Raw genomic sequence first — 16,693 nt, forward strand, 5'->3', positions numbered from 1 at the left:
ACGATTGGTATTATTATCTATAAATGAAATTAACCGTATTCTATCAACTGATGAATGCTGTAACGTCAAGAAGTGTAAATCTAGATTAAATTCCATTTACGTTTCTTAGCGAATTACACAAATCAGACACCGTACAGAAAGCCAGTTACCTCAAGGTGTTACCTATTAATACGTAAACCTTAGTACAGATGTTCACTTCCCGAGCAATATGCGTACTTTTCGCCATCTTTGCCCAAAAAGGCAGCATTCAACACAAAACCATAAGAAAAACTCTTTACAGGTTTAACGTGTTTGCTATGATGCGCTCCGCACTTGAGAGATGCGTTGGGAAAAACATCTCTTTAGCCTATCCATTATGAGTTAGGAAAAACACCCTGGAGGGGTTCCCGAGTGGCCAAAGGGAGCAGACTGTAAATCTGCCGGCACTGCCTTCGATGGTTCGAATCCGTCTCCCTCCACCATATTCTTCTTACCTCTTTTAAAGAGTTAAGAGAACAACCTGATTGATGGGCTTATGGGAAAACATCAATTTAGGCTTACTTTGTGAAAAGTAAGACACACCCTGGAGGGGTTCCCGAGTGGCCAAAGGGAGCAGACTGTAAATCTGCCGGCACTGCCTTCGATGGTTCGAATCCGTCTCCCTCCACCATATTCTTCTTACCTCTTTTAAAGAGTTAAGAGAAAAACCTGATTGATGGGCTTATGGGAAAACATCAATTTAGGCTTACTTTGTGAAGAGTAAGACACACCCTGGAGGGGTTCCCGAGTGGCCAAAGGGAGCAGACTGTAAATCTGCCGGCACTGCCTTCGATGGTTCGAATCCGTCTCCCTCCACCATATTCTTCTTACCTCTTTTAAAGAGTTAAGAGAAAAACCTGATTGATGGGCTTATGGGAAAACATCAATTTAGGCTTACTTTGTGAAGAGTAAGACACACCCTGGAGGGGTTCCCGAGTGGCCAAAGGGAGCAGACTGTAAATCTGCCGGCACTGCCTTCGATGGTTCGAATCCGTCTCCCTCCACCATATTCTTCTTACCTCTTTTAAAGAGTTAAGAGAACAACCTGATTGATGGGCTTATGGGAAAACATCAATTTAGGCTTACTTTGTGAAAAGTAAGACACACCCTGGAGGGGTTCCCGAGTGGCCAAAGGGAGCAGACTGTAAATCTGCCGGCACTGCCTTCGATGGTTCGAATCCGTCTCCCTCCACCATATTCTTCTTACCTCTTTTAAAGAGTTAAGAGAAAAACCTAATTGATGGGCTTATGGGAAAACATCAATTTAGGCTTACTTTGTGAAGAGTAAGACACACCCTGGAGGGGTTCCCGAGTGGCCAAAGGGAGCAGACTGTAAATCTGCCGGCACTGCCTTCGATGGTTCGAATCCGTCTCCCTCCACCATATTCTTCTTACCTCTTTTAAGAGTTAAGAGAACAACCTGATTGATGGGCTTATGGGAAAACATCAATTTAGGCTTACTTTGTGAAGAGTAAGACACACCCTGGAGGGGTTCCCGAGTGGCCAAAGGGAGCAGACTGTAAATCTGCCGGCACTGCCTTCGATGGTTCGAATCCGTCTCCCTCCACCATATTCTCCTTAATTGGAAAATCGAAAAGCCAACTCATTGAGTTGGCTTTTTTCGTTTCTGTGTATAATATTTCACTGTACCCGTTACCTTTCTCGCTCAACGCTCTTGATAATCTATCATCCAAGTTAAGAAACTTATCTCAACAACTGAATTAAAACCAAATATGCAGCTACAAACCCTAGGAAAAGGTCGCTTCGAAACTGAGTGGACCGAAGACAAGCAACTAATCGAACAAACCATTCGTGATTGTATTTGTACGAGCAGAATATTTCAGGAAAATGAGAAGTTATTAACTCAAGGAGAGCATGTAGAGAACCTATACCTTGTCGATTCAGGAAGGGTTTCTATGGGGATGACGGCTCGAAACGGTAAAACATTTTTGCTAGGTACCCTCGAGTGTGAGCAACAAGTTTTCGGAGAGATGGAGTTCTTTACCGGATACCGCTGCCAGATGGATATTATGCCAATCGAGCCTGTCAGCGTATCTATCATTGATGCACAAAAACTAAAGAAATATTTGTTAGAGCAACCTAAGCTCTCTCTTTATTTCGCCAGTGCTATCGCTATTGACTATCAAGACACCGTCGAGATCCTAACAAGGCGTCTTCTGTATCCGATCACTTACAATGTTGCCTACGACATTTATCATCAATATTTGAATGACTTACCCGTCGATGGCTTTCAAAAAAACTACCTTGAAGCAGAACGTTTTGCTACAACTGATAGAGTCTACCGCCGCGCAGTGAAAGAGCTTGAGAGCAAAGGTTTTATAGCGAAAGAAAAGAAAGGCTTAAGGATTCTTGATCTAGAAGGGCTTAGAAAGTTTGCGGAACAATAAAGGCCTGCGCAAATGCAGACCTTTTCGGGGTCACTTAAACCGATAACTATTTATGCAGTTTGAGTTTGATTGGCTTGGCTTGCTTTGTACTTTGTAGATGCAATAAGCATCACCAACACAACAGCATAGATAGCAGGGATGGCATACATAACCGTTTGTAAGCCAACAATACTTTCCATCATAGAGCTAATCGCAGGGCTAAACATTGCACCAGCACTGCCACTAACCAATATATAAGAAACATTCTTACTTGATGCATTGCGAACAAATGACACACCATAAGCAATGAAAGCATTATAAAGTGCGGCGCAAGCAAACCCGTAACCATAAGTCAGGTAAGAGAGCCATTCTAGTTTGTTTGTCGTTACAATGACGCTCGTTATCACCATTGCCAGCGTAATAATCGTCAATAAGAAATACTGAATCTTCATGCGCGACACAATGACAGTCGAAACTAAAGCACCAACCAACGCTGCTGACCAATACTGAGTAATAATGTTACCCGCTTGTTCAAATGGAATATCAAACTTCTCTTTCACAAACATTGGAGCCCAAGTTAAGAAAGTATAAAGGGCAAGCATTCCTAAGAATAATCCGATACCACCACTGATAATGCCAAAGTTCCATTCAGACTTTGATTCAGTTTGTGTTGCGCCTTCACCACCACACTGGCTGAAGTTAGTCAGCAAAGCGATAAACATTGTTGCCAAAGCAACTACGCCAACACTCAAGTAACTGATGCTCCAATTCATAGCATTAGTAAGTGCGTAAGTGGTAATCAGAGGGAACACAACACCTGCAATGTTAAATGTCGCGTCTTGTACTACTAACATTGTGCTCTGAATTTTGTCTTTCCATAGTGAAACGACAATAGTACCAGCGATACACAGACCAACACCGCCACAAAAACCAATGATAGTCATGCATAGCATCACGATAGATAACGAAGGTGCTATGTAAAGGCCTAATGAGGACAGCGCGATAATGCCGTAGCACAGTACCGTCATGCGTTTAATACCGACTTTTTCAATTAAGAAGAAAGCCGCAATAGTTCCGGCAAGTGCTCCGCCATTTAATAAAGAAAATATTGATGCTACTTCATTTACATTCGCGTTAAATGCATTGGCTATTGGCTCGACCAACATACCAAATTGTGTCGCAAAGCCCGCCATAACAAAATTAGCGAGGAAACTGATAGCAGTGAGTGTCATTTTATTTTTCATTGTTCACTCCAAGGGCTCGTAGGTTAGATGTTTTAATTTGGGAGAGCTTAACGTTAAGCCCTCCACACAGGCTTAAGCTTTGATTGCCGTTTCTAAAGCAATTTCAATCATGTTGTTGAATGAAAGCTGACGCTCTTCTGCTGTCGTCTCCTCACCCGTGATACAATGATCAGACACCGTCAGGATCGCTAATGACTCAATACCAAATTGTTGTGCTAGCCCGTATAAGCCTGCAACTTCCATATCGATACCAAGCACTCCAAAACGCTCCAAGGCAGGGATAAGGTCTTCATCAGGATCGTAATAAAGGTCGCCAGTGAACACGTTGCCAACTTTTACGTCTATATTCTTCTCTTTTGCTGAAAGGTAAGCATTATGTAAAAGCTCAAACGTTGCCGATGTCGCCATGTGATAGCCACTGCTGCGCTTGGCATTAGTTGGAGAGTCTGTCCCAGCTGCTTGCGCCAGAATCACATCGCGCATCATCACATTTTTCTGCGTTGCCCCAACACTACCGATACGAATAATGCGCTTCACACCAAAGTCATTAATCAGTTCATGGCCGTAGAGAACCATTGATGGTACACCCATGCCATGCCCCATAACTGAGATACGCTGCCCTTTGTAATAGCCAGTGTATCCAAACATGTTGCGAATATCGGTCACGAGCTTTGCGTCTTCTAAGTAGGTTTCAGCAATGTATTTCGCTCGTAGTGGATCACCCGGCATAATTACCGTAGATGCGAAATCCTCAGCAGTACCAGCAATATGTGCAGTCATAATGTTTCCTTATTTGTTTTGTTGACGCAATCATAAGGAGCAATGGCACAAAGCATTGAGGACAAATGTCCGCTTTCAAAGTACTGCCTCTCAAATTTGAATCTCTCTATCAAAACAGAGAAAATAGCCGTTATAAGAACCTAGTTATGACTGGCTTACTATCCTTAGCACACAAAAAAGCCCCTGCTGATTTCTCAGCAGGGGCTTTCAATTATTTGGTGTCATTCCGAATAACTACATCATATTGATGTTGAGTTAAATCTTGGAATTAGCCTTGAATACCAACAATTAACCAAGGTGCATTGTCAGTTGTTAGGTCACGCTCTAGGTGCCAGATATCTGTGATATCTTCTTCAACGCCATCCGCAGTGTCACGGTAACGACCACTAAACTGAAGGCTTAGCTGTGCTTTGCTGCCATCGTGGTCTGCACGAACGATTTCAGCATCAACGTACATTACGTCTGTGTGCTGATCACCGTCTAGCTTATTACGCTCAGCTTTTAGGTCTTCAAATAGGCTTGGAGATACGTATTCTTCAATCGTGTTTAGCTCGTTGTGGTTCCATGCACCTTGCAGTGTACGGTAGTGCTCACGAGAACCATTGATGAATGCCGCTTGATCAAAGCCCGGTGGGTAGTTATGTGGAACATCGCTTTGTGCACCAAAACCGAAACCACCAGCAGTGCCTTGTGATTGAGGTTGTGCTTGCTCGAAGTTATGAACATTTGGTTGTTGCTTAGGTTGTTCAAACTTGTTCTGACCCATGCCGCCGAATGCTGGCTGTTGGCCACGTGCATTCTGCTGATTCATTGAGCCCTGCTTCGCACCCAACATACCGCGTAGGAATTTAAACGCTAGGAAAGCAATCAGACCCATGATCAGAATATCCATAAACTGGATACCTTCAAATGCGCCACCAAAGAATGCAGCTAAAAGACCACCAGCAAGTAAACCACCTAGCAAACCGCCCATAAGGCCTTTTTTGCTTGAGTTAGCTGCTGTGTTCTTACCCGTTTGATCTTGTCGGATCGAATTCGTGTTTTGTTGTTTTGGTGCTGGAGCCGTTTTAAAGCTTTTGCCAAATGACTTACCACCACCAAACTTTTTCGCTTCCGCGATTGGCGTCACCGCGACTGTTACCAACAGGATCGCGACTAGTGAGAAAAATCGTTTCATTATTATCCTTTATAGGGTTCTTTATCTTTCGACACCTTAATCATACTCGTTAACAAAGAACAATGAAATATTCACGGCGTTTACACATGTATCATAATATTGCGGCTATTAATTGATTACGAAACTAGCGAAGGGATTGACGGCACTCAGGGGCAGCATTAAAATATTGAACGATGTTCATTTAATAGAAACTACTCATGGCAAGACGAAACGATCATACTCGAGAACAATTAGTGCAACTAACCTTAAAGACGGTGACCGACTTCTTAGAAGAGCACTCCTATCACGAGTTAAGTTTACGAAAAATTGCCAATATGATTGGTTATGTACCAAGCACCTTGGTGAATGTATTTGGTAACTACAACTTACTACTTTTGCACGTTGTAGCTCAAACATTAGATGAACTGACGTCAGAGTCCGCTGCAGCGGTTGAACAATCGAGCAACCCCCAACAAGCTCTATTCAACCTTGCATACTGCTACCACGATTTTGCACAAAAACACCCTCACCGTTGGCAGCTTATCTTTGAGCACAACATGAACGGTGAAAACCTTCCTGAATGGCAATCAAACCGCATCGATAGAATGACAGGCATGCTAGAGCAGCTGCTAGTAGCGATTGGCCCTGAACATACTAAAAGCGAAGTCGTTAAAGCCAGCCGTGTATTATGGTCTGGAGTACATGGAATTACTCTACTTAGCGTTGATGATAAGTTTTTCGCCGCTGAGCCAATTGATGGTAAAGAGTTGATCAATAACCTAGTCTCAAACTACTTAACCAACTGGTAATCATCCAAGGAAAGACAATGAACAACAGCAGCCAATCTTCGCTGTTAATGCAAAAAAGGTTCCTACCCTACTTTATTACTCAATTTCTAGGAGCCTTTAATGACAACATATTCAAAAATGTCCTGTTACTGTTTGTTGCTTTCGCTAGCGTAGACACGCTGCCTATTTCCAGTAATTTATTCATAAATTTGGCCGCTGGCCTTTTTATTCTGCCCTTCTTCCTATTTTCTGCTTTGGCCGGAGTCTTGGCCGATAAATACGAAAAATCTTGGTTCATTCGCAAAGTTAAACTCCTTGAAGTGGTGATCATGTCACTGGGGGCGATCGGCTTCATCTACGAAAGTTACGGAATACTGCTACTGCTTCTGTTTCTAATGGGAACACAAAGTGCCTTCTTTGGCCCAGTTAAGTACGCCCTGCTTCCACAGCAACTAGAAACGAAAGAACTGGTATCTGGCAATGCGCTCGTCGAGACAGGTACATTCTTAGCGATTCTAATTGGAACTCTAGGTGCCGGTATTATTGCGTCTGAAGAAGAGGCGAAGCTCATTGCTGCGGTGTGTATTGTTTCATTCGCTGTGCTTGGCTATCTATCGAGCTGCTTTATCCCACAAGCGCCAAGCAATGCACCAGACCTTACAGTGAAGTGGCAACCTATAAAGCTCACCCGCGCAACACTGGCGATTGCCAAAAAAGACCGCCCAACCTTTCAAGCTCTGATGTCGATCAGCTGGTTTTGGTTCCTTGGTGCGGCTTACCTAACTCAGTTTCCAAACTTCACCAAACTGCACCTAAACGGCACAGAAAGCTCAGTCGCATTTTTACTGGCACTGTTCTCGGTAGGCATTGCGATTGGCTCTTTGGCTTGCGATAAGTTGTCTAATCATCGAATTGAAATTGGTATCGTGCCAATGGGCAGCTTAGGTATCTCTATCTTTGGCCTTTTAATGGCGATATCCATTCCAGAGTCTTTGCCTAACTTTAACTCTTTCCATCAGTTCGTGATGTATTCAGAGCTGTGGCCGCTGTTTGCTTATCTTCTACTACTGGGGATCTCTGGCGGTATCTTTATTGTTCCTTTGTATTCACTGATGCAATTACGTGCGAAACCAAATGAGCGTGCCCAAGTGATTGCAGGGCTCAATATTTACAATTCACTGTTCATGGTGGGAAGCGCAGTTTTAGGTATTGTTTGCCTTAGTGTTCTAGAGCTTTCAATTCCACAGCTGTTTGTGTTGCTCGCGTTGGGAAACACTTTGGTTATGCTGTACCTGTTTCACCAGGTGCCTATATACGCTTTCCGTTTCTTTACATGGGTAGTCACTCACACCATGTATCGAGTGAAGCATAAGAACTTACATCACCTGCCAGAAAAAGGTGGCGCATTGATTATCTGCAACCATGTGAGTTATATGGATGCATTATTGCTGAGCGCCGTTTGCCCTCGCTTGATCCGCTTTGTGATGGAAGAAGATTACACCAAGTTGCCGCCTATTCGACGTTTCTTGAAAAGAGCTGGGGTGATTCCAATCTCCGCAACCAACCGTAGCTCTATTCGAAATGCTTTTAAAGAAGTAGAACTCGCCCTGCATGAAGGCCACATCGTGTGTATTTTTCCAGAAGGAAAGCTAACCTCTGATGGCGAAGTGGCTGAGTTCATGCGTGGTATGGAGCTGATCATCAAACGTTCTCCTGTCCCTGTGATTCCAATGGCTCTCAAAGGATTATGGGGCAGTTACTTTAGCCGTTACAAAGGCCGTGCCTGCAAAGGATTACCCACTCGCTTCTGGACTAAACTAGAGATAGAAGCTGGCGAGCCTATTTCACCTAAAGAAGCCTCTTGTGAAACTCTTCGACAGTCGGTGTCCAATCTTCGCGGCACCTTACGCTAAATAACCTTTACCGTATTCATATCAACTGAACAAGCGTTAAGTTTTCCTTAACGTTTGTTCAATTCATTTAGACTTACTTATCATTTTATTGAACGTATAGTGGTCTCATTACAATAACGTCACTACAAAACAAGACTCTAAATACAATGAACCTAAAAAAGTCCGTTCCGTTTTATCTTGCTGCACTATTTTGCTTAACGCCCTGGGTCAGTTCCCCGACAGCCCTCGTTATCGGTTTCCTACTGGCTAGTTTAGGTTTAGTTCCTGAACACTTGGAAGTCGGTAAACTCACCAAGAAGTTACTGGCCTACTCGATTGTTGGCTTGGGGTTTGGCATTCAGTTTGAAAAAGCATTAGCGGTAACAGGCGATGGTATTGGACTCATTGTAACGACGATTATTGGTACATTAGTCATTGGTTGGTTCTTGGCTAAACGAATGGGGCTAGACCGCACAACAGGCTACCTTATATCTTCTGGTACCGCGATTTGTGGTGGTAGTGCGATAGCAGCTGTGGCACCCGCGATCAAAGCAGACGATGAACAGATTGGCTTGGCGTTAGCCACTGTATTTGTGTTGAACTCGGTAGCTCTATTCTTGTTCCCGATGATTGGCCATGCGCTTGAATTAAGCCAACAGACTTTCGGTACCTGGGCAGCAATCGCGATTCATGATACTTCTTCAGTTGTTGGTGCAGCATCAGCTTATGGTGAGGAAGCACTGACTACCGCGACAACATTGAAGCTCGCTCGTGCACTTTGGATCATTCCAATTGCTTTGGTTAGCGCTATGATCTTCAAAAGCGATCAAAAGAAGATTACCGTTCCCTACTTCATTTTCTTCTACTGTGCGGCTATCGCGGTAAGTGACTTATTGCCACAGTTTGAGATGGTGTATCAAGGGATCTTTGACGTGTCTAAGCGTGCGTTGGTTGTGTGTCTGTTCTTGATTGGCTGCGGCATCTCAGTAGAGAAACTGAAAGCGGCTGGGCCGAAGCCATTGATGTTTGGTATTTCGATGTGGGTGATGATTTCTACAGGTTCGTTAGCTTGGTTGACCCTCGCATAACCTCTAGGGAGTTAAATCTCTAACAACATCACGAAGCACAAAAAAAAGGCAAAGCTCATATGGGCTTTGCCTTTATCATTTGTCATCTATATTGACCAAACTACTATTCAAACAGGGGCTTATCACTCTTATTGCTCTCTCTTTTCATTAAAACAAGTACCACAACCAACACAAATGCGGTGAGTTCAGCCAACGAGCGAGTCAACCCTGACGAAGTGACCGCTTGGCCTATCTGCAGTAAAACCGCAATGATGAGGGCAATTTTCATAATAAGACCTTATTCTATAATCCGTTATTTGTATGGCTTATTATGATGGATGGTTATAAAGATAATAAATTCTGTTTTGAACTATCTAATTGCTAAATTAACTAACCTAGCGTAACTGCCCCTCTAACCACTTAATAAAGGTTCTTACCTTAGGACGTTTTTCCGTGCCTAATGGGCAGATTAAGTCATACCCTTTGTCAGTATCCATACTCGGATAAGGCGTTATGAGCTCACCAGTCTCAATGTACTGCTTAACAAAATGATAGCGCCCCATCGCGACACCGATATTGCTGAGGGCACTTCTTACGCCCATATCCCGGTGGCTCACGCTGTAAAATTGCTCAAACAAGTTCACATCCAAGCCATGGTGTTTAATCCAACGCTGCCATACATCTGATCCTAGTGCATGAATGAAATTAATCCGGTGCAGCGATTCTAAGCCATCATCAAAGATGTCGTGCTCAGCCGCGTAACTCGGTGTACACACCGGAATATACTTTTCACCAAACAGGCGCTGTCGATGCATGTCTTTGAGAGCTTCAGCACCATAGTAAATGGCGACATCGAGATGATTTTGATGAAAATCCTGCTCTTCTTGCGAGAAGATGTTGAGATTAAACTTTGGGTATCGCTGTTTAAAATCAGCCAATCTTGGCAGTAACCAACTGTTGGCAAATGCAGGACTAGTACCGATATTGATCTGTCCATACAAGTCTGTGTTGGTAATGTCTTCGATCTCACCAAAAATAGAGCTTAACGACTTGGATAACGTTCGTTGAAAACGCTGGCCTTCTTCAGTCAGTTCCAGTTTACGAGTCCCTCGCACAAACAAGTTAAATCCGAGTTCACCTTCTAACACTTTGATTCGATGGCTAACGGCTCCCTGAGTCAGATGCAACTTTTTCGCCGCTAGCGTAAAGCTCATTTTCTCTGCAGCAACATTAAAAGTATGAAGATTTCTAAGTAAAGATTGATGGTTAGCCATACGAACTCATGCATTAAAAATTTTAATTCATACTACTACCCGTTTCGTTTGTTTGCATTAAGAAATAAGTTTTTAATAGCCGAAGTTACTTAAAACCCTGCCTCGATCAATCTTTGACTCCATACGTTGACGAGCAGAAACATTAAAAAATTAATTACAAACTTAGGGGCACATATGAATATACTCGGGTATATGCAAAAAGTAGGTAAGGCATTAATGGTTCCCGTAGCCACACTGCCAGCTGCAGCAATCCTTATGGGGATCGGCTATTGGCTGGATCCTGTTGGTTGGGGTTCAGAAAGCATCTTAGCCGCATTCTTGATCAAATCTGGTGGTGCGATCATCGACAACATGGCAGTTCTGTTCGCGGTGGGTGTCGCATTTGGTTTGAGCCGAGATAAAAACGGCTCAGCCGCATTGTCTGGTTTTGTGATGTTCCTCGTCGTCACCACACTACTTGCTCCAGGCTCTGTCGCTCAATTAATGGATGTTGAACTAAGTGAAGTGCCAGCAGCATTTGGCAAAATCAGCAACCAATTTGTGGGTATCATAGTAGGTATCATCTCAGCTGAGATCTACAACCGCTACTCAACCGTTGAACTTCCTCAGGCTTTGGCGTTTTTCAGTGGTAAGCGTTTGGTTCCTATCCTGACTTCAATCGCAGGTATGGCTCTCTCTTTTGCTCAACTATACATCTGGCCAGCTGTTTATGACGCTCTGATCGTTCTAGGTATAAAGCTAGAAAGCATGGGCGCAGTTGGTGCCGGTCTGTTTGGTTTCTTCAACCGTTTGTTCCTATCAGTTGGTATGCACCACGCACTTTACCCTGTGTTCTGGTTCGACGTTGTAGGCATTAACGACATTCCAAACTTCCTAGGCGGTGCACAATCTATCGCTAACGGTACGGGTATTCCGGGTAAAACAGGCATGTACCAAGCGGGCTTCTTCCCTATCATGATGTTTGGCCTACCAGCAGCAGCATTGGCGATGTACCACTGTTCTGATGCGAAAAATAAGAACCAAGTATTCGCTATCATGCTTGCGGCGGCGATGGCTTCATTCTTCACAGGTATCACAGAGCCGCTTGAGTTCAGCTTCATGTTCCTTGCTCCGGTACTGTTCCTACTACACGCTGTGTTAACAGGTTTGTCGCTTTACATTGCGGCAAGCATGGAGTGGATGGCAGGCTTCGGATTCTCTGCTGGCTTCGTTGACCTAGTACTATCAAGCCAAAACCCACTAGCGGTTAACTGGTACATGCTACTGGTTCAAGGTGTAGTGTTCTTCGCACTTTATTACTGCATTTTCCGCTTCGCTATCATCAAGTTCAACCTACGCACTCCGGGTCGTGGTGAGGAAATGGAAGCAGAAAGCGAGACTGCATCTCCTGAAGCATTAGTTAACCTAACCAACAACTACATTGAAGCGATTGGTGGTGCTGACAATATCCTTGAAGTCGATAACTGTATTACTCGCCTACGCCTAACAGTAAAAGACTCATCAATCGCCGACAGTGACAAACTGAAGAAACTGGGAGCGGCAGGTGTGGTTCCGGTGGGTAAAGGTGGACTGCAAGTTATCATTGGCTTAGGAAAAGTGGATAAGGTCGCAGAACAAATGAAGAAGGCACTCGCTTAACTCGGCAGCTTTGATGACAAGATAAAACAGTAAGAATTTGTGATGGCTTCACCACCATCACAATCCCCTGAAGCGCAATTACGACTAGTCACCGTGTATTGCGCTTCGTTTTATTTAGAACGAACCTCTTGTAACCACTGTGCTAATCCCGCTCTCGATACCTTGATGCCTAGTTGTTCTTGCTCTGGCATACGGTAATACTCGATCGGGCATTTAAACCGCTCTAGGCTTACTTGTAGTTGCTCTGCAAACCACTCTCTGGTTGGCATTTCATCACAGTCAACAATCGCAACGGGTCTAAAGCCAAATTCACTGTCTTCAACGGGTATGATAAAGGCTTGCTTAACCTCAGGCAGTTGACTGAGTGATCGCTCAATTTCTTCACAGTGAATATTCTCACCGCCAGAAATAAACTGATTGTCGGCTCTGCCAATAATCGACACTTGCTCTCCATTCCATTGACCAAGATCTTTACTATCAAACCAGCCATCATCATCCACCAATGGAGTTAAAGTGCCTTGATAGTAGTAACCAGAAGCGAGGGTATTGCCTCCAATATAGATACGTTGGTTTTCAATTTTCAATTGACGATGATTCAGCACAAAACCGGCAGTGCTGCTCGCATCAACAGGCTTTGCCGTCACCGTTGAGGCCGCTTCTGTCATGCCGTAGCCAAGCCATGTTTCGATACCCATTTGTTGAGCCTCAAGCCCTAGCGCTTCTGGAATATGACTACCACCTAAAAGCACATGAGTTAAAGTAAGTGCTTGCTTACCCTTTAATAACCTATGCAGTTGCGTAGCAACTAACGAAGCATGGCTACAACCTTCAATGTCTGATTCAAGCTTACCAGAACCTATTTTTATACAGCCACCAGCAACGAGCCAACGATGAACAACCGCCAGACCAGATACATGGTACATAGGTAAACTCAGCAGCCACGTATCACTGCCTTTAAATTGGAAAACATCCAATAACCCGGCAGCAGAACATAGGTGCTGCTCAAGTGTGTGAGCCACCGCTTTCGGGTTTCCAGTAGAGCCCGAAGTAAATACGATACTCGCGAGGTTTTGAGGACTGAAACAGGAAAGTTCTGACGTTGCTGCTGGTTTGTCATCAACATTCAAGTCACTCAAGCAAGGCAATGTAAGTAACTGAGTGTTTGGTTCAGTAATGTCTGATTGATTTAAACCACTACTTTCTAACAACCATAGATAACGCCTAGCCGACGGCCTATAAAGCGATTCAAGCTTTTGTACCAAGCGAAGTGATGGCTGAGGCATAGTGAACGCGCAAAGCACGCCTAGGTTCAGTGCCGCTAGATAAACGGGGAGTACTTCTGCTTGGTTCTTACCAACAATGGTCAACACGTCGCCTTCCGAGAGGCCTTGTTCTGATAGCTGTTGTTGGTAATCACTCACTAACGCCACAACTTGCAGCCAAGTATAAGCGCAGTTGGGAGTAACGAATGCTGTTTGATGTGGGTTCTGCTGCGCCCACTGTACCCAAAGCGGGTGATGATTAGATTGTGGGCGCATCATAAGATAACCAAGTTATAGTTTGAAAACGGTCTAAGCCAATCGAACGATCAGCCTAAGAAGACCAAATCAGTTGCTGCTGTTCAAGAGTAGCAACAGGAAGCTGGCAACCCGGCCATGAAACTTCTAACTGTTGCTGATACAAACCAATCGTATCAAGTCCCGGTACTTCATTAGGCAAGTACTGCTGTGCTAATCGCGCAATCTGAATTAAGCCAAGGCTAGACTCAATGCTTGAGCTTAGAACCGGCTTAATACCAAGCTGCTCCGCACGCTCAATGATTGCAACACAACGCTCTACTGAACCAATCAAGGTTGGCTTGATCACCACAGCCTTAACACCCGTTAAGTCGCTTAAATCAAATTCAGGGTTACGCACCGCTTCTTGCAGAGTTTCGTCCCAAGCAATCGCCACACCGTGGTCAATAGCAAAAGCTAAGCTGTCTTCTGGCTTTTGGCAAGGTTCTTCAATAAAGCTAATACGCTGACGCAGTGACGGCGAAATGTACTTAATGAACTGCTTCGCTTTTTCTGGCTTCCACGCACGGTTGGCATCAAGCCTTAGAGTCAAATCCGGAATCGATTCAAGAAATAAACTAACAAGCATGCCATCACGAATCGCTTCATACAGGCCGACTTTCACTTTCGCGACTTTCTCACCTTCCATCTCATTCAGCACCGGAATCAGTTCATCTGGATCTCCGGTACACAAAGGTGCCGCTTGGTAGTTACCTTCAGTGTTGAGTTCGCCTCGTAATTCCATCATCGCCATCGAAAAACCGAAGGCAACAGAAGGATATAGCTCATTAAAAGGCGTTTGAGGGTTGTTGTGACTCCAAAGCTCTAATTCATGTTGGAGCTGAATACCGGCTTGTTCGGCATCTTCTTGACTGAAGCCCGGCAAAGGTGCAACTTCGCCAAAACCAGTTTTACCGTCACACTCAAGTTGGATGATATAGCCAACACGTTCGTTCAACTTATTATCACGAAGAACCACTCCACTATCCATAGGTAATTGATAACGGTAGAGTTTAGCGTGACGCTGAGAATTCACTGAGTTCATAAAGTTTCCTAAAAAACGGGGAACATCAAAACAAAACGAGCCGCTATTAGCGACTCATTTTTAAGAGGAGAAAGACTATGGATTACGCGGGAACTTGTCGAAGTCCGGTCGACGTTTTTCGTTAAATGCGTTGCGGCCTTCTTGGCCTTCCTCTGTCATGTAGAACATCATGGTTGCGTTACCAGCCAACTCTTGTAGACCAGCTTGGCCGTCACAGTCTGCGTTCAGTGCAGCTTTCAGGCAACGCAGTGCCATTGGGCTATGTTGAAGAACTTCACGACACCAACGAACGGTTTCTTTTTCTAGGTCAGCGACAGGAACAACGGTGTTCACTAGGCCCATATCCAATGCTTCTTGAGCATCGTAGAAACGACATAGGAACCAGATTTCGCGCGCTTTCTTCTGGCCAACAATGCGAGCCATGTAAGAAGCACCCCAACCGCCATCGAATGAACCCACTTTAGGACCCGTCTGACCGAACTGGGCGTTTTCAGCTGCAATAGTAAGGTCTGCCATCATGTGAAGTACATGACCGCCGCCTACTGCCCAACCCGAGACCGCTGCGATAACTGGTTTTGGACAAGTACGAATTTGACGTTGGAAATCAAGTACGTTCAGGTGGTGTGTACCTGAGTCATCTTGATAGCCGCCGTAGTCACCACGAATACTTTGGTCACCACCAGAACAGAATGCCTTCTCACCAAGACCCGTCAAAATGATCACGCCTACTTTCTCGTCGTAACGAGCGTCAGCCAGTGCATTAATCATCTCTTTTACGGTTTGTGGACGAAACGCATTGTGGACTTGAGGACGCGCAATCGTGATTTTCGCAATACCATCGTCAGACTTGTGGTACTGAATATCTTCATATTGACTGCTTTCATCGCTCCAGTTAACTGCCGCGTAAAGTTCTTCTTCTGTGATGCCTACTGTTTTAGCCATGGTGATTCCCATTGTTCTATTAGAGACCACGACTAACGAGTAGTCGTGACGGTGTTGCTCTGCTTTTGATAGTGCTTGATACGAGAGAACCGCTCAGTCAGATTAACGACGACTGGCGATACATTGGATTATCAGGTTAGAAAACAGCTCGGGTTGCTCAAAATGAACATTATGACCCGCGTAATCCACCTGACTATATTCAAAGCCACTATTCTCAGCTAGCTCCATGAATTTACGATCTTTTTCTCCACATACATAATGCAATAAATGCTCATGAGATTTCAATGTGGCACGTAAATCCGGTTGCTTAGCTAACGAAGTAGATAACAACATATTTGCTACGGATACACCAAGGTTACCACTACGCTTTATGACCAAAGTTTGTCTTTGCTCATGATTTAGTGAAGAAAAGACGCTTTGTTGATACCAATCGTCTAAAACATCTTCAATCGACTGCTGTGCAAAGCGAACAGCCCACTGCGTATCATGTACTAACCTTTGTGCTCTTTCTTCATCACATTCCAAGCCAAAGTTGCCACCTTCAATGATGACTTTCTCTAGATTGAGCGTCTCAAAGCAAGGGCTTGTCACCCCATACATTGCAAGCCTTCCGCCCATAGAGTACCCAATCACTACGATAGGGTAATCGGCAGGAAGATCGTTGAGCGCCAGTTGAGATGTGATGCACTGGACAATTTTCTTGCAGCAATGATCAAACCCTACTGGATCGATAAAGCGACTTTGTCCATGTCCGGGTAAATCTATGCAAAGGAGAGGAAAGTCCTCGAGGAATGGATGACATGCACTCCAATCATCCCCGCTTCCGAGTAAACCATGTAAAAAAACAAGCAAAGGTTTGTCAGAAGAATCTTGTACAGCTGGGTAATAATTGGAGTAAAGCATGTA

14 protein-coding genes and 7 tRNA genes are annotated in these 16,693 nt (G+C 44.4%); 12 read left to right on the forward strand and 9 right to left on the reverse strand.

All coding sequences use genetic code 11. The features are described from left to right. The first annotated feature begins 376 nt into the window (after positions 1–376). The 8 genes from AB8613_RS03800 to AB8613_RS03835 all read left to right on the forward strand — a co-directional run bounded on the left by AB8613_RS03800 (position 377) and on the right by AB8613_RS03835 (position 2,426). A tRNA-Tyr gene (locus AB8613_RS03800) sits at positions 377–461 on the forward strand. A gap of 103 nt (positions 462–564) precedes the next feature. Next, positions 565–649, forward strand: a tRNA-Tyr gene (locus AB8613_RS03805). Between the two features lie 103 nt (positions 650–752). Beyond that, positions 753–837: transfer RNA gene (locus tag AB8613_RS03810), tRNA-Tyr, on the forward strand. Positions 838–940: 103 nt separating this feature from the next. Further along, positions 941–1,025: transfer RNA gene (locus AB8613_RS03815), tRNA-Tyr, on the forward strand. A gap of 103 nt (positions 1,026–1,128) precedes the next feature. Continuing rightward, positions 1,129–1,213: transfer RNA gene (locus AB8613_RS03820), tRNA-Tyr, on the forward strand. A gap of 103 nt (positions 1,214–1,316) precedes the next feature. Continuing rightward, positions 1,317–1,401, forward strand: a tRNA-Tyr gene (locus tag AB8613_RS03825). 102 nt (positions 1,402–1,503) lie between these two features. Next, positions 1,504–1,588 (forward strand) — tRNA-Tyr (locus AB8613_RS03830). A 163-nt stretch (positions 1,589–1,751) separates the two neighbouring features. Beyond that, the gene (locus AB8613_RS03835) at positions 1,752–2,426 is read left to right on the forward strand and encodes a Crp/Fnr family transcriptional regulator (RefSeq protein WP_123305447.1); all 675 of its coding nucleotides are present in this window, start codon (positions 1,752–1,754) and stop codon (positions 2,424–2,426) included. 50 nt (positions 2,427–2,476) lie between these two features. Here the strand turns inward: AB8613_RS03835 and tsgA are convergent, their stop codons facing one another. The 3 genes from tsgA to AB8613_RS03850 all read right to left on the reverse strand — a co-directional run bounded on the left by tsgA (position 2,477) and on the right by AB8613_RS03850 (position 5,606). Beyond that, positions 2,477–3,649 (reverse strand): MFS transporter TsgA, encoded by a 1,173-nt coding sequence (gene tsgA / locus AB8613_RS03840; protein WP_327784085.1) that lies wholly within the window; start codon positions 3,647–3,649, stop codon positions 2,477–2,479. A 72-nt stretch (positions 3,650–3,721) separates the two neighbouring features. Beyond that, positions 3,722–4,432: a purine-nucleoside phosphorylase gene (deoD, locus tag AB8613_RS03845; RefSeq protein ID WP_372384794.1), complete on the reverse strand. Its 711-nt coding sequence runs from the start codon at positions 4,430–4,432 to the stop codon at positions 3,722–3,724. Between the two features lie 265 nt (positions 4,433–4,697). Then, positions 4,698–5,606 (reverse strand): Tim44 domain-containing protein, encoded by a 909-nt coding sequence (locus AB8613_RS03850; protein WP_054548202.1) that lies wholly within the window; start codon positions 5,604–5,606, stop codon positions 4,698–4,700. 197 nt (positions 5,607–5,803) lie between these two features. Here AB8613_RS03850 and AB8613_RS03855 point away from each other — a divergent pair, with 197 nt between their 5' ends. From AB8613_RS03855 to AB8613_RS03865, 3 genes are all read left to right on the forward strand, one after another. Continuing rightward, a complete protein-coding gene (locus AB8613_RS03855; protein ID WP_146491729.1) occupies positions 5,804–6,394 on the forward strand; it encodes a TetR/AcrR family transcriptional regulator in 591 nt (196 codons plus the stop codon). 17 nt (positions 6,395–6,411) lie between these two features. After that, entirely contained in the window at positions 6,412–8,286 is a 1,875-nt protein-coding gene (locus AB8613_RS03860; RefSeq protein WP_372384521.1) for an MFS transporter, read from the forward strand. A 146-nt stretch (positions 8,287–8,432) separates the two neighbouring features. Beyond that, the gene (locus tag AB8613_RS03865; protein ID WP_285953324.1) at positions 8,433–9,353 is read left to right on the forward strand and encodes a YeiH family protein; all 921 of its coding nucleotides are present in this window, start codon (positions 8,433–8,435) and stop codon (positions 9,351–9,353) included. Positions 9,354–9,456: 103 nt separating this feature from the next. On the opposite strand, the gene AB8613_RS03870 is transcribed toward AB8613_RS03865, so the two are convergent. Continuing rightward, entirely contained in the window at positions 9,457–9,621 is a 165-nt protein-coding gene (locus AB8613_RS03870) for a hypothetical protein (protein ID WP_186728075.1), read from the reverse strand. 106 nt (positions 9,622–9,727) lie between these two features. Further along, positions 9,728–10,606 carry a LysR substrate-binding domain-containing protein gene (locus tag AB8613_RS03875; protein WP_372384522.1) on the reverse strand — a complete coding sequence of 293 codons (879 nt, stop codon included), beginning with the start codon at positions 10,604–10,606 and terminating at the stop codon, positions 9,728–9,730. Positions 10,607–10,798: 192 nt separating this feature from the next. Between AB8613_RS03875 and nagE the strand changes: the two genes are divergently transcribed. Beyond that, positions 10,799–12,244: an N-acetylglucosamine-specific PTS transporter subunit IIBC gene (gene nagE, locus AB8613_RS03880; protein WP_372384795.1), complete on the forward strand. Its 1,446-nt coding sequence runs from the start codon at positions 10,799–10,801 to the stop codon at positions 12,242–12,244. Between the two features lie 110 nt (positions 12,245–12,354). Here nagE and menE read toward each other — a convergent pair whose 3' ends face one another. The 4 genes from menE to menH all read right to left on the reverse strand — a co-directional run bounded on the left by menE (position 12,355) and on the right by menH (position 16,690). Further along, positions 12,355–13,785, reverse strand: a complete 1,431-nt coding sequence (gene menE, locus AB8613_RS03885) for an o-succinylbenzoate--CoA ligase (RefSeq protein WP_372384523.1) — start codon at positions 13,783–13,785, stop codon at positions 12,355–12,357. A gap of 52 nt (positions 13,786–13,837) precedes the next feature. Beyond that, positions 13,838–14,845, reverse strand: coding sequence for an o-succinylbenzoate synthase (gene menC / locus AB8613_RS03890; RefSeq protein WP_372384524.1), 1,008 nt, complete (start codon positions 14,843–14,845; stop codon positions 13,838–13,840). Positions 14,846–14,920: 75 nt separating this feature from the next. Continuing rightward, the gene (gene menB / locus AB8613_RS03895) at positions 14,921–15,787 is read right to left on the reverse strand and encodes a 1,4-dihydroxy-2-naphthoyl-CoA synthase (protein ID WP_017060170.1); all 867 of its coding nucleotides are present in this window, start codon (positions 15,785–15,787) and stop codon (positions 14,921–14,923) included. Between the two features lie 102 nt (positions 15,788–15,889). Then, entirely contained in the window at positions 15,890–16,690 is an 801-nt protein-coding gene (menH, locus tag AB8613_RS03900) for a 2-succinyl-6-hydroxy-2,4-cyclohexadiene-1-carboxylate synthase (protein ID WP_371713624.1), read from the reverse strand. Positions 16,691–16,693 lie beyond the last annotated feature (3 nt).

It is taken from the genome of Vibrio sp. BS-M-Sm-2 (assembly GCF_041504345.1).
Lineage (GTDB): Bacteria > Pseudomonadota > Gammaproteobacteria > Enterobacterales > Vibrionaceae > Vibrio > Vibrio satsumensis.